At 51.6% G+C, this 17,853-nt stretch carries 16 protein-coding genes, 2 tRNA genes and 1 other annotated feature; of the genes, 7 read left to right on the top strand and 11 right to left on the bottom strand.

What is annotated here, in order from left to right:
* Positions 1–5 precede the first annotated feature (5 nt).
* From clpP to MHH82_RS07570, 3 genes are all read right to left on the bottom strand, one after another.
* Complete coding sequence (gene clpP, locus MHH82_RS07580) at positions 6–596, bottom strand: ATP-dependent Clp endopeptidase proteolytic subunit ClpP (RefSeq protein WP_009590407.1); 591 nt, start codon at positions 594–596, stop codon at positions 6–8.
* 274 nt (positions 597–870) lie between these two features.
* The gene (gene tig / locus MHH82_RS07575) at positions 871–2,193 is read right to left on the bottom strand and encodes a trigger factor (RefSeq protein WP_145038572.1); all 1,323 of its coding nucleotides are present in this window, start codon (positions 2,191–2,193) and stop codon (positions 871–873) included.
* Between the two features lie 145 nt (positions 2,194–2,338).
* A complete protein-coding gene (locus MHH82_RS07570; protein WP_145038574.1) occupies positions 2,339–3,181 on the bottom strand; it encodes a hypothetical protein in 843 nt (280 codons plus the stop codon).
* Between the two features lie 361 nt (positions 3,182–3,542).
* On the opposite strand from MHH82_RS07570, the gene MHH82_RS07565 reads away from it, so the two are divergent.
* Together MHH82_RS07565 and MHH82_RS07560 are read left to right on the top strand one after the other, a co-directional pair.
* Positions 3,543–3,616, top strand: a tRNA-Arg gene (locus tag MHH82_RS07565).
* A gap of 59 nt (positions 3,617–3,675) precedes the next feature.
* Positions 3,676–3,846, top strand: a complete 171-nt coding sequence (locus MHH82_RS07560) for a hypothetical protein (RefSeq protein WP_340964845.1) — start codon at positions 3,676–3,678, stop codon at positions 3,844–3,846.
* A gap of 365 nt (positions 3,847–4,211) precedes the next feature.
* On the opposite strand, the gene MHH82_RS07555 is transcribed toward MHH82_RS07560, so the two are convergent.
* Together MHH82_RS07555 and MHH82_RS07550 are read right to left on the bottom strand one after the other, a co-directional pair.
* A complete protein-coding gene (locus MHH82_RS07555; RefSeq protein ID WP_340964841.1) occupies positions 4,212–7,013 on the bottom strand; it encodes a DEAD/DEAH box helicase family protein in 2,802 nt (933 codons plus the stop codon).
* 151 nt (positions 7,014–7,164) lie between these two features.
* Positions 7,165–7,608, bottom strand: a complete 444-nt coding sequence (locus tag MHH82_RS07550) for a GNAT family N-acetyltransferase (protein ID WP_145038578.1) — start codon at positions 7,606–7,608, stop codon at positions 7,165–7,167.
* Positions 7,609–7,740: 132 nt separating this feature from the next.
* Here MHH82_RS07550 and MHH82_RS07545 point away from each other — a divergent pair, with 132 nt between their 5' ends.
* The 3 genes from MHH82_RS07545 (at position 7,741) to MHH82_RS07535 (ending at position 11,281) form a co-directional block, all read left to right on the top strand.
* Entirely contained in the window at positions 7,741–8,169 is a 429-nt protein-coding gene (locus MHH82_RS07545; RefSeq protein WP_015733993.1) for an EamA family transporter, read from the top strand.
* A gap of 144 nt (positions 8,170–8,313) precedes the next feature.
* The gene (locus MHH82_RS07540) at positions 8,314–9,078 is read left to right on the top strand and encodes a class I SAM-dependent methyltransferase (RefSeq protein ID WP_340964839.1); all 765 of its coding nucleotides are present in this window, start codon (positions 8,314–8,316) and stop codon (positions 9,076–9,078) included.
* 58 nt (positions 9,079–9,136) lie between these two features.
* Positions 9,137–9,361 (top strand) — a binding site (T-box leader).
* Positions 9,362–9,418: 57 nt separating this feature from the next.
* Complete coding sequence (locus tag MHH82_RS07535; RefSeq protein ID WP_192569337.1) at positions 9,419–11,281, top strand: arginine--tRNA ligase; 1,863 nt, start codon at positions 9,419–9,421, stop codon at positions 11,279–11,281.
* Positions 11,282–11,365: 84 nt separating this feature from the next.
* Here MHH82_RS07535 and MHH82_RS07530 read toward each other — a convergent pair whose 3' ends face one another.
* From MHH82_RS07530 to MHH82_RS07520, 3 genes are all read right to left on the bottom strand, one after another.
* The gene (locus MHH82_RS07530) at positions 11,366–11,806 is read right to left on the bottom strand and encodes a hypothetical protein (protein WP_096775385.1); all 441 of its coding nucleotides are present in this window, start codon (positions 11,804–11,806) and stop codon (positions 11,366–11,368) included.
* A gap of 61 nt (positions 11,807–11,867) precedes the next feature.
* Positions 11,868–12,332, bottom strand: a complete 465-nt coding sequence (locus MHH82_RS07525; protein ID WP_340964833.1) for a GNAT family N-acetyltransferase — start codon at positions 12,330–12,332, stop codon at positions 11,868–11,870.
* Between the two features lie 392 nt (positions 12,333–12,724).
* Positions 12,725–12,798, bottom strand: a tRNA-Arg gene (locus tag MHH82_RS07520).
* Positions 12,799–12,957: 159 nt separating this feature from the next.
* On the opposite strand from MHH82_RS07520, the gene MHH82_RS07515 reads away from it, so the two are divergent.
* Positions 12,958–13,254: a DUF4870 domain-containing protein gene (locus tag MHH82_RS07515; protein ID WP_015733988.1), complete on the top strand. Its 297-nt coding sequence runs from the start codon at positions 12,958–12,960 to the stop codon at positions 13,252–13,254.
* 50 nt (positions 13,255–13,304) lie between these two features.
* On the opposite strand, the gene MHH82_RS07510 is transcribed toward MHH82_RS07515, so the two are convergent.
* From MHH82_RS07510 to MHH82_RS07500, 3 genes are all read right to left on the bottom strand, one after another.
* On the bottom strand, positions 13,305–14,786 hold the full coding sequence (locus MHH82_RS07510; protein WP_340964829.1) for a copper amine oxidase N-terminal domain-containing protein: 1,482 nt from the start codon (positions 14,784–14,786) through the stop codon (positions 13,305–13,307).
* A 297-nt stretch (positions 14,787–15,083) separates the two neighbouring features.
* Positions 15,084–15,449, bottom strand: a complete 366-nt coding sequence (locus tag MHH82_RS07505; protein ID WP_036662602.1) for a hypothetical protein — start codon at positions 15,447–15,449, stop codon at positions 15,084–15,086.
* A 52-nt stretch (positions 15,450–15,501) separates the two neighbouring features.
* Positions 15,502–15,816 carry a hypothetical protein gene (locus tag MHH82_RS07500; protein ID WP_015733985.1) on the bottom strand — a complete coding sequence of 105 codons (315 nt, stop codon included), beginning with the start codon at positions 15,814–15,816 and terminating at the stop codon, positions 15,502–15,504.
* 162 nt (positions 15,817–15,978) lie between these two features.
* Here MHH82_RS07500 and asnB point away from each other — a divergent pair, with 162 nt between their 5' ends.
* The gene (gene asnB, locus MHH82_RS07495) at positions 15,979–17,823 is read left to right on the top strand and encodes an asparagine synthase (glutamine-hydrolyzing) (RefSeq protein WP_015733984.1); all 1,845 of its coding nucleotides are present in this window, start codon (positions 15,979–15,981) and stop codon (positions 17,821–17,823) included.
* Positions 17,824–17,853 lie beyond the last annotated feature (30 nt).

Here is a 17,853-nt window from a genome sequence, read left to right as displayed (position 1 = left end):
ACCCCTTAAGATTTGGTCGGTGAAGACAGAACATCATCAATAATACCGTACGCCTTCGCTTCCTCCGCGCTCATGAAAAAGTCGCGGTCTGTATCGCGTTCGATTTTTTCAAGGGGCTGACCCGTGCGCTCCACATAGATTTGATTCAGTTTTTGTCTGGTCTTGATGATCCAATCTGCATGGATTTGGATATCGGATGCCTGACCTTGAATGCCTCCGAGCGGCTGATGAATCATCACTTCACTGTTCTCGAGAGCATAGCGTTTGCCTGGCGCTCCTGCAGTAAGCAACAATGATCCCATGCTGGCGGCCATGCCGACGCAAATCGTGGATACATCAGGCTTGATCAACTGCATCGTATCATATATACCCATCCCGGCCGTTACCGAACCGCCAGGGGAATTGATGTACAAAGAGATGTCTTTTTCCGGATCTTCCGCAGCCAGAAACAGAAGCTGGGCAATAACAAGATTGGCAACATCGTCATCGATCGCACTGCTGAGGAATATAATGCGATCCTTCAGTAATCTTGAGTAGATATCGTAAGATCTTTCGCCTCGACTGGTTTGTTCAACAACCATAGGTACAAGACTCATGCGACCAACCTCTTTTCCTTGAAAAATATACTACAGCGTTACAAAAGTTATTCTAACATGTTCAAAGCACGATGTCATTTTTTAACCCTGTTTACATTCTATGAACTTGCCAAGAATTATATCCTGCCAACTTGTCTCATTATGTATGTCGAAATTTATAACCAATTCATGTCACATTTAGTAGTAAATTGGCTATTCTTAGTTAAAAATAAGGCACGCATGAAATGTACGTGCCTTATCTAATGTGAGGGCGGCTTCGGCAGCCGCCTATTTATTATTCTTCAGTTGCTTCTTTTTTCTCAACAGGAGCGCCTTCTACGCTGTTTTCCAGCAAGAAGTCGATCGTTTTGCGAAGAAGCAGTTCTTCACGAAGGCTGTCGAGGGAACCGTTAGCACCGAGGATGCTGCGGATTTCATCAGCGGAACGCTTGTACGTATCAGCCATGTTTTCCAGCTCTTTGTTGATTTCTTCTTCGGATACTTCGAGTTTCTCTTCCTTCGCGATTTGCTCCAGCACGAGGTTGTTGCGAACGCGTTTTTCAGCATCGTCCTTCATTTGGCCTTCCAGATCGGCATTGGTTTGGCCGGAGAAGCTGAGGAACATTTCCAGGTTCATGCCTTGCTGGCGAAGACGGTTGTCGAAATCGCGCATCATGTTTTGAACTTCGGATTGAATCATAGCTTCAGGAATTTCAACTTCAGCGTTTGCTGCTGCTTTTTCAACGGCCTCGTTCTCACGAACGCCTTGGGCTTCTTGCTCTTTGCGAGTCAGCAATTGCTTCTTCAAATCTTCCTTGTACTCATCAAGCGTATCGAATTCACTAACGTCTTTAGCGAATTCATCATCCAGCTCAGGAAGCTGTTTGCGTTTGATTTCGTGCACTTTCACTTTGAAGACGGCTTGTTTGTTAGCCAATTCTTCAGCATGGTAAGTTTCAGGGAAGGTCACTTCCACGTCTTTGAAGTCTCCCGTAGCCATACCGATGACTTGGTCTTCAAAGCCAGGAATGAACGTGTTGCTTCCAAGCTCAAGGGAATAACGCTCAGCTTGTCCACCTTCGAAAGGAACACCGTCAACGGAACCGTCGAAGTCGATTACAACGATATCGCCGGATTGGGAAGCACCTTCGTCGATCACGGTAAGCTCAGCATGACGTTGTTGCAGACGCTCAAGCTCTTCGTTCAGTTCCTCGTCGGAAACTTCTGCAGCTACTGCAGCTACTTCAATGCCTTTGTACTCGCCAAGCGTAACTTCCGGCTTCACGGTTACTCTAGCTTTGAACTTGAAAGTTTCGCCTTTAGCGAACTGCTCGATGTCCACTTCCGGACGATCCACTGGGAAGATATCCGCTTGTTCTACAGCTTCGCTGTATACTTCCGGAAGAAGGATGTCGATTGCATCCTGGTACAGGCTCTCTACGCCAAAACGAGCTTCAAAGATCGGCCGAGGCACTTTACCTTTACGGAATCCAGGTACATTTGCTTTTTTAGCTACTTTATTAAAAGCTTTGTCGAGGGCGGATGCAACGCGCTCCGCATCAACCTCAACGTCAAGAACGCCAAGGTTCTTCTCTATTTTTTCCCAAGTTGCTTTCATTTATGCTTTCCCCTCCAAAATAATTCACGTGGTCGACGCAATAATGTATCACGTACCGAATAACCACTATAGTATAAACAACATTAAATCCTTTTTCAAGGGCGAACCCTTATGGCGCGACACCGTAAACGTTTTCCAGCTCTGGCTAATCTTCCACGCCTGCGGCGACGAATTGCTTGAGAGATCGATAGGCTCCCTCATAGCGGAACCGCATGGTGTCCGTGATGCCGTAAAGCGGGCGGATCTCCTCCTCATTGCGAAACCCTTTCAGGCTCTCCGACACGATATCATGCAGCGCAGCGGCCCATATATCGAGCGTGGCTTCTTCTTCGTCCAGCATGGAATGGTAGTCCTCCGTGCCGTAAATCGCCATGATGAACTGGGACCATAATTCCTGGGCAAAATAAAACAGCGTCGGCTCATGAACCTCGGTCTGATCCGCAACGCGCTCCAAAATCCTCGTAATCGCGTCCGGGAAGCCTCCCGGATCCAAGGGAACCGTATCGATCTCGATCTCGACGGCTTCCTGCCCGCGATGAAGGCTTACGTGCCCTTCCATCCCTCTTCTCCGGAGCGTTTGCAGCACCCGGAATTGCAGCAGGGGATGAAGCGGCGTATCATGCAGCCATTCGACCAGAATCGCGTCGATCTCCGGACGTTCCAGATAAGCGAGCTGTTCCAGCGCCAAAATGGTCTGCTCCGTCAGCGGCCCGGTCATGACCGAAGCCAGCAGCTTGTCGGCGTATCCGGCATCCTGGGCAACCTTGTCCCTGACCATCTGCCTCGCCATCTCGGACTCGTCCGGATCATCCTCGTCAGGCTCAGCATCGAAATCGACCGAACGGGGCATGGCCTGTTCCGGAAATGCGGCTTCAAGCCATTCGAGGAGCGAGTTCCACTCTTCATAGTGCCGTTCGTTCTGTCCCCCGCACTTCAGCAGAAAACGCAGCACTTCCATCGCTTCACCGTAACGTTCGTTCTCGAGCATAACCGTAAGCTGAATCTGGTAATAATCCAGCGTCTTCGGAAACAGGATGATGTTCTTATCCTCTTGTTCTTGGGAGTAAGAGTCCTTGATAAGGACACCTCCTTTCTGGTCCTGTTTTTCGTATTCGTTGATTATAGCATATGTACTGCCAAGTTTAAAAAAGGGCGTAACAGCTTGCGTGCATCATGCCCCTGGCAACATATAGACGGCGATCCCCAGTTTTTCGTGCGTATATTTTATCAATATAACCCGATATGATACTCGAATAATCTTGCAAATCCGAAAAACTTTATATCATAAAATAATGATTGAAATTCTCCAGTGCATGTGGTAATATATTTTTTGCTTGAAAAAATTCTATGTCCCAGTAGCTCAGCTGGATAGAGCAACGGCCTTCTAAGCCGTCGGTCAGGGGTTCGAATCCCTTCTGGGACGTAAAAGAAGACACCGTCACATGACGGTGTTTTCTTATGTCCCGTGAGGATGAGAACCCCATGAAGGGGTTCGTCGAAGCATACGCTTCGGTAGGATTGCTTCGCAGTCGGCTCGAAGGGCCGTATCCCTTCTGGGACGTAAAAGAAGAAGCTACCATCGGTAGCTTCTTTTTGTATTCCAGAAGGGTGATGAACCCATACTTGAGTTCGTCGGAGCATATGCTTGGGTAGAACCAATTCCCAATCGGCCTGGAAGGCCGCATCCCTTTTGATGCACTATCGACATTCTACATATGAACATCATGGCCGATTCCAATACGACATACACCCTTACACGACTTTTGCGGACCGTAGGTTCGTTATTTCATCAAAAACGGCCTGATTTAGAAATTAGCGGACACCACAGCCGTTATTTAGCTAATTCACAGTCAAATTACCCTCATTTTTCATAAATAACGGACTTTGGGTCCGCTACCATACCTGTATGAGGGTTTTTCCCTCAATTAACGGCCCCTGGGTCCGTTAAGGCAGCGCAGCACGGTCCATCACACCCCATCCCATGACTCCCTCCACATTCCGCGAACACTCCGGATCCTCTACCTCCAAGCACTAACCCGCTCCGATTTCTTCACGAACATGGAGGACAAAGCCCGCGTTCGCGCGGTCAGGAGCATTTTTCTGCCTTCCGGCGTACGGGTGTAGACCAGCTCGGCCGAACCGATATGCTTGCGCCACAGCCGGACAAAGCGTTCCGCATGCTCTTTTCGACGTCCGATTTCCTCCGGCACGGCATGGTAATCCCGCCTGGTAGCAAACCAGCCGCGCGATTCGCGGTACAAAAGATAACGCGGGTTCTCGATCGGGTCCAGCACCTGCTGCAGCGAATTCAGGAAAAGCGTCTTTTCCTGGGTGGTTCCGTCTTTTAGCCAACACACGACGGCTCCTCCTTCCTCCTCCGCCCTCAACCGGTGAAGGCTTGGTTCGGTTTCGACCAGCTCCATATCGTATAGCGCCGTATACACGACCAGAGCCACTTCTCGAATGCTCCGCTCCAGCGATTGATGACGCATTACCATTTTGACGGCTTTAAATATCCAAGGACTGGATACGATCAAGGCAATGGCGACTGAGAATAGCAGGCTGAACCAAGCCGGCGCGTCCGATTGAAGTAAATGTGGCGAAGTTAACGTCTCGATGAAGGCGCCCAGCCCCAAACCAACGGCAAAAGCAAGCACGGCCTTCACCGTATGCGAGAAAATCAAAGGCTTAGGAATACGCTCCCGATCCACCGTCAGTTCCTCCGTCATGGAGCTGTGAAGGGCAATCGCTGAATTCCATCGCTCCTTCAAAAGATGCCGCTGCCTCGCCCGCTCCCATGTGTCGCGGGTATAGGCGCTGATGCTTTCTGCGGTTTGGCTTTTCCGAAGATCAAGTCCCATGCGCTCCATGCCCGACTCTATGGTTTGATTCGAGATCGATAGACCGACGAGAGATCGAAATCTGCGCGTAAGTGAGCTCAAATCCTCGCCCCCATCGATTTGGGCGGTATCCACGCATGCCAGATGCCAGATCGCTCCGGTCTTATCCGGGTTCCCGCGTTGGGCTCGAATCGCCCGTCCCCGCATCTGGTTGGACAGCATGAACGAGCCTACATACGATGCCATGATCAAGGAATTGATCCCGGGAGCATCCCATCCCTCGCCCAGGAGAGCCGCCGTACCGATCAGCACCTGAATGCCCCCCTCTGAAAACACCTCCGTTATAATGGCCACGATAGCCGAGCGATTTGCATCGCGAACATCCATCGTTACATAACGGCTGTCATGGGCAAGGGGACGTTCCGACAAGCGGAGGCCCCGTCGATCGGCGCAAGCCCTGGCCAAAGGCATAGCCGTCACCGGGAGCACCACAAAGGAGCCTGTCAAAATACCGATGGGCAACTCGCGATCGCCCCGTGAGCCGCTTTTCTCCGCTAGCTGCCTGCGGATCAGCTCAAAAATCGGAACAACGCCGAGCCGATTCAGCGGCTTCTCGTCGTCCGCATCCTTCGGCAGGTCCTCCTTGCGGATATAATCGGTCAAGATCACCATCCGCATGCTCTCCCCCAGCATGGAGCGCTCGAATTCAAGAATGCGGCCGATGCTGTGCAATTTCGAGACGCTCTGGACCAGCATTTTATCAATCGCAGGCGTCGATCTCATATACACCTTCCGCCGTTCAATCATCCCCAACCGGCTGAGCCTCTTCTGCAACGCCTTTAACTCCGGCAGTCCGCAATCAATATGGGCGTCTTTATACAGCATGCCGCCAAGGAGCTCCTCCAGCCACTCCTCCGTAAAGTCGGGCGCTTCCTTCTCTTCCATGCCGAGCAGCTTCACAGCCTCCTTCCAGATCGGGCGATTGGCGGCTCGCAGATAGAGCACCATGCTGGAGTAATACCCCGGGGAAGATAAAATCTCCTCCATGTACGCCTCTGACCGTGTTATCCAGGGGTGATGGACGATCAACTCCGCCAAAAACTCATTACTGACCAACTCGTCTTTGACCTGTCCTGCCTGCATTCGAAATTCCCGCAGTTTAGCGGCCTCTTCATGAGTTGGTCTTGTCAGGCTGATATAATCCTGATGGGGACACAACTCCCCATGGCGAACCAGCTCGGGCACGCTGATCTCCTCGTCGATAGGGCCGTAAAGCTCGATATACCGCTGCCATTCCCTCGGATTGACATCGTATGGCGGAGTGGCCGTAAGCGCAATCTTGGTCGGCTCGTCCAGCATCTCGCACAGCTGCATGGCGCTTTGCCACCAAGACATTCGAAGATGATGCGCCTCGTCAAAAATGAGCGTATGATATCCCTGCTGCTTCAACAGTTCCAGCGCTTCTTGAGCCTCGGTGCCGTCCGTGATATCGTCCTCGCGGTCACCGTCCCTCCCGGCCGGTTCAGCCTCAGCGTCTTCCATGCCCGTATCCGAAAACTCCTGATTCTCATCACCGGTTTGGTCCTCTTGCACCCTCCCCGCGATGACCTTCTTCTTCGCAGAGGTTGACTGCCCTGCTGCACTAAGCAGGCTGTGAAGAGCTTGATAAGTTGTAATCGTAACCAATGCCGGTCGCTTGAGCGAGGTCGAGACCCACTCGGGCTGGACATCTTCGTCAAGAAACAGCTCCACCAGGCGGCTTGCCCATTGCTGTTTAATGGTGATGGTGGGAGCCAATATAATCGTCGGCCGATTAATCCGAAGCATGACCTCCAGTCCAAGCACAGTCTTCCCTGAACCGGGCGGCGCCACCAGATGCAATTGGTGATTCTTCAGATGATGGTCAAGCCCGTGGAGCACGCGCTTCTGATAGGAGCGCCAAGGATAGCGAAACGACAGGTTGCTCGGAAAAAACTTCATTGACTCCTCCAGTTTAGCTGCACTCCCTTTTTCATTGGATTGGTTAAAATATACTGTCTATCGATGTTTGTTCTTTCACCCAAAGATAGGCTGCTTTTCGAAAATATTATACTCGCGATTATCGTGGACTCAGCTGTGCCGATCCATGACATTACCGCAGCTGCATATGAATAAGCGGAAACGGCTTTCCGGAACCGTCGAGCTCCGAACGGCCGATCTGCACGAATCCGTATTTTTTATAAAAAGCGTGGGCCTTGGGGTTCTGTTCATTCACATCCACTTGAAGTCCACGCCCCTTCAGCCGTTCGGCATGCCGGATCAATTTTGTTCCCGTCCCTTGGCCGTGGTGCAGGGGATCCACAAACAGCATCTCGATTTTGGAGCCGTCCAGTCCGATAAATCCAATCGCTTGCTGTTCCGTATTCAAGCATATCCAGATCTCCACGGACCTCAGTGCCCCGCTTTGCATCATGCCATAATAGAACCGGATATCTTCCTCCGTCAGAAAATCGTGCGTTTGAGATACGGCACGAAGCCATAATTCCACCAGCTGATCATGGTAAGTTTCCGTATAAGCCGCGATATGATGTGTCATTTTTCATCCAACCCTTTCCAAGTCGTTCAATCCTTTGAACACTCATGAGATCCTTCAAATTGCTCTATACTATTATAAAGGAATCCGGTACATTAATCAGAGACTTTATCTTGTCAAAAAGGAGAGGTACGCATGCCATTATGGCTTGTATACGCATTGCTGTCGGCAGTCACGGCGGCACTTGTGGCCATTTTCGGAAAAATAGGCCTGCAGAACATCGATGCCAATTCGGCAACGGCCATTCGCTCCGTCATTATGGCCCTGTTTCTGCTGGGGGTCGTAGCGGTTCAGGGGAAATTCTCGGAGCTCGGAGAAATTCTGGTTCAGAAAAAGGCACTCAGCTTTATTGTGCTCAGCGGCATCGCGGGCGCGTTGTCCTGGCTGTTTTATTTTCTGGCGTTAAAATACGGCAAAGTATCGCAGGTAGGCCCTATCGATAAATTGAGCGTGGTTATTGCCGTGATCCTGGCCTTTGTGTTTCTGGGTGAGAAAATCTCCTGGATTAACGCAGCCGGCGTTGCACTCATTGCCGTTGGCGCGCTTCTTGTTGCCGTTAAATAGTCCTCTGCATAAAACCGCTGACAAAGCGGCTTTTTGTTCCCCCTCTTATTAGTTAAACCTATCAGCGTTATCGAATTTATATATTTCTAATTATAAGCCGATCATGTCACAATGAGGATAAATCATGCGTGGAGGGGTGTTGTTATGTCAGAGCAAGTATGGAAACCTTACGATTACGATCGACAGCTATCGTTTGTATCTGCTTATGGAAAAGGAGCTGCAGAGCTGCTGGCGCCTCAACCCGGAGAACGGATTCTCGATCTGGGCTGCGGAACCGGCGACTTGACTCATGAAATATCCAAATCGGGCGCACATGTAACCGGCATGGATTATTCCAGCGAGATGATTGAGCGGGCCAAAAGCAAATATCCTGGACTTCCGTTTTTGACCGGGGATGGCGAGAACTTCGAAACCGAAACGCCATACGATGCCGTCTTCTCAAACGCGGCCCTGCACTGGATGAAGGATGCTGAAGGCGTGGTACGCTCCGTACATAGAGCCCTTAAGCCCGGCGGCCGATTCGTTGCCGAGTTCGGAGGCAAAGGGAATATTGACGGCATCTACCAAGCCTTGAAAACCGTGTTCGCCGATCATTATGGAATCGATGCGGACGCCCGGAATCCGTGGTATTTTCCTAGTCTTGGGCAGTATGCCAGCCTGCTTGAAGCCCAAGGGTTCCGCGTGCATCTCGCCCATCATTTCGACCGTCCCACGCGATTGTCCGAAGGCAAGGACGGCATAAAGCATTGGCTGCTGCATTTTGGCGATTGCTTTTTTGCCGGATTCTCGGCTGAATCGAAGGAAGAAGCGATCGCTCGCATCAGCCTAGCTGCTCAATCGACGCTATGGCAAGAGGATGCTTTCTACGCGGATTACCGGCGCCTGCGAGTATTTGCAGAAAAGATTTAGCCATTGGGGGGTTGCTTTTCTAAATAGAATGGTTATAATATGAAAAAACTTGAGAATATTATTTTCGTTGATTGGGAGAGTAACTGCACTGACTTTAGTCCAAGCGAGCCGGGAGGGTGGAAACCGGTACAAAGTCGGCCGTGAAGCGGACCCAGGAGATGGCCTTCCGAAGCAGCATGCTGTAGGGAGCCCCGGCTTACGCCGTTATCGTATGAAGGTGGTTAGACCCTTGCGGGGTTTAACAACAAGAGTGGTACCGCGAGCACAAGTCCTCGTCTCTTTAGGAGATGAGGGCTTTTTTGGTTTTCCGAGTCGTTTTATTTTTTAAGGGGGATTTACCGTGTTAAGTCATAAGATTATTTCGAGCCTTCAACAAGCCGTGAACCAGGTCTGCGAAGCTTACGGCACCAAACTGCCGGAGTCCACTCCGATCCGGATCGAGCAGCCTGCCAGCATGGAGCATGGGGATTACGCAACCAACGTTGCGATGCAGCTTGCGAAGGTGCTCCGCAAGGCTCCCCTGCAAATCGCCGAGCTGATCCAAGCCGAGCTGGAGCAGGACGCATCCTACAAACAGCTCGTCCGCTCGACTGAGATTGTCGCTCCGGGCTTTATGAATCTGCGCATCGATTGGGAGTATTGGGCGAGCCACCATTTTGAACTCCCCCCGGCAGCTAACGAAAAGATCGTCATTGAGCACACGTCCATCAACCCGAATAAGTCCGCCCATATCGGGCATCTTCGAAATTCCTGTATCGGAGATACGCTCGTGAGATTGATGAGGAAGCTGGGATATGAGGTCGAGGTGCATAATTATATCGACGACCTGGGCAATCAGCTGGCGGATACGGTGGTCGGCTTGCTCCACACGCCGCTGACGAAGGAGCATGCCCGGTTCGGCGATTACTGCTGGGACGTGTATTCAAGCACCAATAAAGCCTACGAAAGGGAGCCGGGGCTGGTTCAGCATCGGACCGAGGTTCTGCACGCATTGGAAGAGGGCAATCAGAACCTTTCCTGGATTGGACTGCTTGTTGCCGAGCGAATCGTTAAGGAGCATCTTGAGGAGATGAAGCAGTTCGGCATTGAATACGATCTGCTTGTATGGGAGAGCAGCATTGTTAGGGAGGGATTCTGGGCGTCCGCGTTCGAGCTGTTGAAGAATACCCCGCTTTTCCATCAGGAAACCGAGGGTAAACTTGCAGGCTGCTGGGTGCTCAAGCAATCAGGAACCGAAGCCGGAGACGAGGCGGAGTCGGACCACAGCATCGATAAAGTGCTGGTGCGCTCCAATGGCATCCTGACTTACACCGCCAAGGACATCGCCTACCACTTGTGGAAATACGGCGTGCTTTCCAATGATTTTGTATATAAAAAATTCACCGACGAGGTTTGGACGACGAGTTCGCACGGCGAGGAGCGTTCTTACGGCAAAGCGGACATGGTCATCAACGTCATTGATTACAGGCAGCAGTACCCGCAGGCGATGGTGAAGCAGGCTTTGGAAGGCCTGGGCTTCCAACAAGAGGCTGAGAAGCTGCGCCATGTCAGTTACGGCGTCGTCTCGTTAAGCCCTTCCGCTGCAGCGGATCTCGGCATCGATACTTCCGACGGTAAGGCATCCTATGCGATGTCCGGACGACAGGGAATCGGGATCAAAATCACCGAGCTTATTCATCAAGTAGCCAAGGTCATCGAGGACACCCGATCCGATAAAAACGGTTTGTCCAGCCATGCGATCGCAACCGCCTCCATCCGTTACTACCTGCTTCGCTTTGCACTGCAAACCGAGGTGGTGTTCGATCTGAAGCAGGCCACTGAAATATCGGGGAATACGGGGGTATATTTGCTCTATTCCTACGCGCGTGCACTCAGCGTGCTTAATAAGGCTCAAGAAGCCGAGGTTACGCCGTCTGTGCCTGCCCGGTTCCCTGCCATGGAAAAAGCGGAACATGCGCTGCTGCGGCATATCAGCACCTGGCATGATACCTTATATGCTGCCGGACGGGATCTATCTCCTAGTGCCATTTGCAACTTCACCTATGAGCTGTGCTCCCTGTTCAACAATTTTTACTCGGCATGCCCGATTCTGAAGGCGAAGGAGGAAGTGCTCCAATTCCGCGTATGGCTCACTTCCTTATTCAAGAACACCCTTGGCGAAGCGCTGGAGGTGCTGGGTTTGCCTACTCCGAGCCGGATGTAAATTCACTCTGATGAATGAGCGGATCATGCCTAATAAAAAAGCCACCGTACTATTATGTTGATCAAGTACGGTGGCTATCTTATTTTATTGCAATCCTCTGACGGTCAATCTGACCTGAACGCCGTCTGACGCCGGCTCTTCCTGCAGGGTCCAGTTGACAGCCAGCGCTTCCTTCAAGCGAGCCAACTGCTCCTTCTGGAGCTTCAATCCTTCAATGATGCCCTCGCCCACGCTGAAATCGGATTCCGAGCTGATGCGGAAGGCTTCCTCCAGCCAGATCTTCAACCCGTTCCGGGTATTAAACGTAATTTGGTACCCCTCGCTAACGGCTTTCTCCAAATCTTCCCCATGCTCTTTTGCGTAAGAGAATAATTCCTCATAGTGAAAATGACCGTTATTGGCGATCTGGAATCTCTCTGCGTCTCCTGAGCGCACAGCCTCCAGCAGATCGGAAGAAGTCAGCCCCGATTTTCTGGCATGCTCCAATAGAATGGCGGTATTCTGTGATATTTTAGTAAGCTGCATGCTCGATGCCTCCTCGATAGGGTTCGTAAAATATTTTTTCTTCTATTATAAGACCAAATGGCTAGGATGTCAGACTCTTCTCAAAACATAAACTATATTCGCACCCGATGTATTCGCCAAACGGTTCAATCTGGGCATACCCCAGCTTCTTGTAAAAATGAACGGATTCCTTCTGCGGTTCGCCTGTTTCCAGGCGCGAGAAACGATAGCCCCGCGTCTTCGCTTGTTCTTCCAGAAAGAGCAGGATCCGGGAAGCTACTCCCCTATTTCGATACGGGACATCCACGAAAAACCGTTTAATTTCAACCGATTCTGCATCCAGCGGCCGGATGGCTCCGCAGCCGACAGGCTGGCCATCATGGTAAGCCACCACGAATAGCGTTTCGTTTACTTTGGGATCGGCCAGATCCAGCCCGAATATCCCTTCCGCCGGGTATAACGTCGATAAGTAATCGTCCAGCTTCGCGATGAGCTCCTGAAGATCCTTGTGAGTCTCTCTTACCCAAGTCATAGTGATGTCATTCATCCCATGTATCCCTCCACTGTTTCTAATCGTGTCACGAATACCTTTCGTTTGCAAGAAAACCTTCAGGCCGACTACGATGTAATCCTAACGAAGAGTATGCGCAGGCGAACCCCCAATTGGGGTTCTCATCCTCACGGGACGTTTCGTCCCAGTCGGGATGCGGCCTTCCAGGCCGACTGCGATGTAATCCTACCGAAGCATAGGCGCAGGCTGACCCCCAACTCGGGGTTCTCATCCTCACGGGACGTTTTGTCCCAGTCGGGATACGGCCTTCCAGGCCGACTGCGAAGTAATCCTAACGAAGCATAGGCGCAGGCGGACCCCCAATCGGGGTTCATTACCCTTCTGGAATACGCAAAGAAGCTGCCAGGATTGGCAGCTTCTTTCTTTTACGTCCCAGAAGGGATTCGAACCCCTGACCGACGGCTTAGAAGGCCGTTGCTCTATCCAGCTGAGCTACTGGGACATATATGTATGAAAATGTTTTAAACAGTAACGAAGTATATTATATCGCATCTTTTGTTTTTTTCAAAGTACTTTTTTTCGGGTTGATCACCTAACCGAATCAGGAGCCTGCTTACTGGGTAATATGTAAACATGAGAATGACTTCAGGAGCGTGATACCATGAGACAGCTTTTATCCTCTTTATCGTATTTCAGCATCTTCTTTGCACCGTTCATCCTCCCTGTCCTTGTATGGATTCTGTCTCCGGACGCCTATGTGGCCAAGCACGCACGCCGCGCCCTGTTCTCCCATCTGTTCCCCGTTATAGCAGCGATCCCGTTAATCTACATGGCCGTGACCTCGGGCTCCTTCGGTTCCGTCATCGGGTACCTCATTCTGTTCGGCATCATCTATTTCGGGGCTTTTGTGTATAACGTGATCATGGGCATTCAGGTGCTGAGGGAACACGCTTATTGAACTTACCCTATAAAAAAGGACCATGCGCTTACCGCATGGTCCTTTTCGCATTATTTGGTCGTAATCAATACCATTTTCTCATTGCCGTCCCATTTCACTTCACAGCCCAGCGCGGATGCCACGAAACGCAGCGGTACCATCGTGGTGCCCTTCACCATCCGTGGCGCCGAATCCAGCGTGACGGTCTTCCCGTTAACGACCGCTTGCTTGGAGCCCATCTTCAGCTTGATCTGGGTCGAGCCTTTGGATGAGGATACGCTTTGCGTCTTTTGGTCCCATTTGACCGAAGCATCGAGGGATTCGAAGATCGGACGCATAGGCACAAGAACGCTTCCTCCGACCATCACCGGCGACTGCGCATAGGATTGGAGCTGGCCGTTGATTTTGATGCGGATCGGCGCTTCTCCGATTTCTCTGCCGGATTGGTCATAATATTTCAGCTTCACGCTTTTGACCCGAGTATCGTAATCAATGCGCAAGGTCGTCGTTTCATTGGCGGTCATGAACATGGAGTCCGTATCGGTCCCCAAGGAGCGTCCCTTCGCATCGTACGCCGTCGATTTCACGGTAATCCGTTGCGACACATCCCCGTTCTCCACGCCGATCGTAACGACAAGCTTATTGTTGATGGTCGTTCTGCCCTCGGCGATGATTTTAGGCGTCTGGCTGTTGCCTGTCAGGAACACCTTCAGGTCGCTGATGGCTTTGCCTCCTTCCAGCTCGGCCTGAAAATTCGCGATTTCGTTGGAGGAAAGATACCCGGACGTCGTGTTGACCTCCAGAACCTTGCCGCTGGCGTTGCTGCCGACAACGATGACGCCGGCCTGCCCGCCTTTATTCCGGTTTTGAATCGAACCGGTAATGATAAGCTTCCCGTTCTCCAGGCGGCTGCCGGATTGCAGCAGCTTCACGGCATCTTCAACCGGATCAACGACCGATACCTTTACGCTCTTGATCAGCTTCGCTGCTTTAAGCTCTACAACGAAGGTGCCGACATCGCTGCCGCCAAAGTAGCTGTCCGCCGATGTCACTTCGACCGCTTTGCCGGAAGCATCATACCCTACGGCGAGCATACCCACATTGTGCCCGACCGTAGAATTCTGCACGACGCCAGAAACGTTGACCACGCCGTTGCTCGTATAGTATCCGGATGCCAGCAGCCGCGCCTGATCACCGGCCGGTCCTGCCGGGAGCACTTCCACCTGCTTGACGCTGCTGCCGCTGTCAAGGTCCACTTCATATGTACCGATTTCGTCGCTCATCATATATTCGGAATCACCGACTGCCTCGAGCGCTTGGCCGTTTGCATCGTAACCGACAACATAGAATCCCGCTTCCGCTCCGGTTCCTCCGTTGCGAATGTCCGCCGTCACGCGCATCTTGCCGTTCACGAGCTCATGAGACGATTCAAGAACCGTAACGTTCTGCGTTGCTTCGGCGCTTGCCGGCATTTGCACGGATCCCAAGGTAAGCGACAACGCCAGGAATCCCGCTCCCCATAGCTTGACGATATGTTTATTCCATCTGCCCAATCCCAATCTCCCCTTGTCCATTATGTTAGTAGATGACACTAATCCAACATTATAGGGAGGATTCTCCAGTAATCATATAGAGGAAAAGCCCTATTTGTATCTATTTCGTAAACAAGGATACCGGATGGTCCATACTCCCTACCGCAGCGAAATCGAAATCGACAAGAAACCTATCTTTGTTCGACCTTTTTTGCAGAACTGCGTAAAAACCCCATGCAATCTTTCATAGATGAACCTGCACATGCAAAAAGAGATCTGCCGATGGTATTCGGTCAGATCTCTTCGTTCATAAAAGCTCTAGAAATATTGAGGGCCTTCGCTGAGCCGCTGGTTCAGCTGCTCATATAGCTGGCCTGTCGAAAGCAGCTGCTGCTTGAATGCATCGCGGTCTTCCTCTGCCGTGGACTGAACGTTGTTCTCGAATGCTTCGTCCGTGGCATCCACAAAAGCATCATGCATGCTGTTGTCGAACCAGTCCACCTCCATGCTGGCGTTGCTGCGGACAATTTTCACCAGCTCATAGCCTCCCAGAGGGGAAGATGGTGTCAGATAAGCCAGCAATGCGCTTTCTCCTTCCGCGGCTGGATAGACCTCAACCTCAGCGCAAGGGGCGCCGTTTACTTCCGTAATCCGGCGAATTTTTGCATCTCTGATTGCATACATCATACATTCTCCTTCATCAAGATGTGCAGGGACTGCACGATCCTTATTGTTTTCATGTCAAATCGGAAAGCAATCGGAGCTCTTCCATTTGCTGGCGAGTGGCCGGTGTTCCTAATTGGTAGATGGTCCGGTACACCTTGTCCAGAGAGGATTGAAACAGGGCATTGGCGTTTTGTTGCGGTGTATCCGGCCAAGGAAACAAGTACCCTGTCATTTCTTCGTCTTTCTCCTGCATCATGTCCAGTTCAATCCGAACTTGATCGGCCTCTTCCGGCGTTGCTTCGATCTCCCATTCATAAGCGCTCGCTCCCTGCTCGTTCAGCACGGACCGGCTCTGCACGGAAACATAATAGGTTGACTTCTCCATGGACGCATCTCTCCTTCGCTTTGATATTCGTCCTCTTTCTTAGTTTTCGTAAAAGGACAGACATTTTATGCCTTCCTTCGGCATATATCTGTATCACTTTGGCGACGTAGGATTAAAAAGAGTGGACAGCGTATGACAAAGACAAAGAGAGGATGAACCGTCATGTGCGGAATAACCGGTTTTATACAATGGAGCGGCGATTTGACGCAGGACTCGCAGCTGCTGGTAAAAATGACAGAAAGTTTGGCTCACCGCGGACCTGACGGATCCGGCACCTGGATTTCCAACCCGTGCGCATTCGGTCACCGAAGACTCAGCGTGATCGACCCCGAGAATGGCGCTCAGCCGATGATCATTCATCAGGAAGAGGAAGTCTATGCCATTGTATATAACGGGGAATTATATAATGCTGCGGAGCTTAAAGACGAATTGGTACGACGCGGTCATCGTTTCAATACGAAATGCGACACGGAAGTTTTGTTAGTCTCCTATATCGAATGGGGCCCCGAGTGTTTGGAGCGCCTCAATGGAATATTTGCATTCGCTATTTGGGACAGCGTCCGGGAACAGGTATTTTTGGCTCGGGACCGGGTGGGAGTGAAACCCCTGTTCTACAGCTATATTGACGGAACGCTTGTATTCGGCTCGGAACCGAAAGCTTTGCTCCAGCATCCGAAAGTGGAGTCCGTCGTAGGGGCCGAGGGGCTTGCGGAAGTATTTATTATCGGCCCGGCGCGTACCCCGGGACATGGCGTATACAAGGACATATCGGAGCTCCGTCCCGGCATGGCCATGATCTTTAACCGGGAAGGCTTGCGCAAGTATACTTATTGGAAGCTGGAAAGCAAGCCCCACGAGGATGATGCCGACCAAACGGCAAGCTTCCTTCGCGATCTTCTCCGCGACACCGTGGAGCGTCAGCTGGTCTCCGACGTACCGGTCTGCTCCCTGTTATCCGGCGGACTCGATTCCAGCGCGCTTTCCTCGCTGGCCGTCGATTACTACAAGCGGACGGGCCAAGGACAAGTGCACACCTACTCCGTGGATTATGTGGACAACAACAAACACTTTAAGTCCCATTCCTTCCAGCCGGGAGCGGATGCGCCATGGATTAAACGGATGCACGAGGAGCTGGGCACGAACCACCATTGGATCGAATTCGACACGCCCGAACTGGTAGAAGCGCTGGATGTCTCCACGCAAAAACGGGATCTTCCGGGCATGGCCGACGTGGATGCTTCCTTGCTTCTCTTCTGCCGCGAGATTAAAAAAGGCGCAACCGTCGCCATATCCGGTGAAGCCGCTGATGAAATATTCGGCGGTTACCCTTGGTTCCACCGGGAAGAAATGCTCAATTCCGGTACCTTTCCGTGGTCCGTCGCGCCGGATATGAGAGCCGGGCTGCTGTCTGCCGAAATCCGGGACTGGATCAAGCCGCTGGAATACCTCGGGGACCGCTACTCCGATGCGGTAGCCGAAGTGCCTAAGCTGGACGGGGAGACCGGGCAGCAGGCCAAAATGCGGATCATGTCTTACCTCAATATCACCCGCTTCATGCCAACCCTGCTTGACCGCAAGGACCGGATGAGCATGGGCGTTGGACTGGAAGTCCGCGTCCCCTATACCGATCACCGCCTCATCGATTACGTGTGGAACATCCCTTGGAGCATCAAAACGACAGGAGACCGGGAGAAGGGCATTCTACGCAAGGCCCTTGAAGGCGTGCTGCCGGATGACGTCCTGTACCGCAAAAAAAGCCCGTATCCAAAAACCCATAATCCGAACTATCTGGCGGCCGTCAAAGCACAGGTGCTGTCCATTCTGGATGATTCTTCTTCGCCGCTCCTGCCGCTCATCGATACCGCCCGGATCCGGGAGCTGGCATCTTCGCCGGATGCTTCCTCCAATCTGCCTTGGTTCGGCCAATTGATGTCAGGTCCGCAGCTGTTTGCCTACCTGGCCCAGGTTCATTTCTGGCTCAAAGAATATAACGTATCCATCCGTTAAGTCCTTATAGACTGCGACAAATCAAAAAAA

It is taken from the genome of Bacillus sp. FSL K6-6540, from assembly GCF_038007545.1.
This window is presented reverse-complemented; position numbering and strand designations above follow the sequence as displayed.

What these genes read in the sequence shown, in the direction of transcription:
- clpP (WP_009590407.1), bottom strand. Translation starts at nt 596, where the DNA reads ATGAGTCTTGTACCTATGGTTGTTGAACAAACCAGTCGAGGCGAAAGA.
- tig (WP_145038572.1), bottom strand. Translation starts at nt 2,193, where the DNA reads ATGAAAGCAACTTGGGAAAAAATAGAGAAGAACCTTGGCGTTCTTGAC.
- MHH82_RS07570 (WP_145038574.1), bottom strand. Translation starts at nt 3,181, where the DNA reads ATGCTCGAGAACGAACGTTACGGTGAAGCGATGGAAGTGCTGCGTTTT.
- MHH82_RS07560 (WP_340964845.1), top strand. Translation starts at nt 3,676, where the DNA reads ATGAAGGGGTTCGTCGAAGCATACGCTTCGGTAGGATTGCTTCGCAGT.
- MHH82_RS07555 (WP_340964841.1), bottom strand. Translation starts at nt 7,013, where the DNA reads ATGAAGTTTTTTCCGAGCAACCTGTCGTTTCGCTATCCTTGGCGCTCC.
- MHH82_RS07550 (WP_145038578.1), bottom strand. Translation starts at nt 7,608, where the DNA reads ATGACACATCATATCGCGGCTTATACGGAAACTTACCATGATCAGCTG.
- MHH82_RS07545 (WP_015733993.1), top strand. Translation starts at nt 7,741, where the DNA reads ATGCCATTATGGCTTGTATACGCATTGCTGTCGGCAGTCACGGCGGCA.
- MHH82_RS07540 (WP_340964839.1), top strand. Translation starts at nt 8,314, where the DNA reads ATGTCAGAGCAAGTATGGAAACCTTACGATTACGATCGACAGCTATCG.
- MHH82_RS07530 (WP_096775385.1), bottom strand. Translation starts at nt 11,806, where the DNA reads ATGCAGCTTACTAAAATATCACAGAATACCGCCATTCTATTGGAGCAT.
- MHH82_RS07525 (WP_340964833.1), bottom strand. Translation starts at nt 12,332, where the DNA reads ATGAATGACATCACTATGACTTGGGTAAGAGAGACTCACAAGGATCTT.
- MHH82_RS07515 (WP_015733988.1), top strand. Translation starts at nt 12,958, where the DNA reads ATGAGACAGCTTTTATCCTCTTTATCGTATTTCAGCATCTTCTTTGCA.
- MHH82_RS07505 (WP_036662602.1), bottom strand. Translation starts at nt 15,449, where the DNA reads ATGTATGCAATCAGAGATGCAAAAATTCGCCGGATTACGGAAGTAAAC.
- MHH82_RS07500 (WP_015733985.1), bottom strand. Translation starts at nt 15,816, where the DNA reads ATGGAGAAGTCAACCTATTATGTTTCCGTGCAGAGCCGGTCCGTGCTG.
- asnB (WP_015733984.1), top strand. Translation starts at nt 15,979, where the DNA reads ATGTGCGGAATAACCGGTTTTATACAATGGAGCGGCGATTTGACGCAG.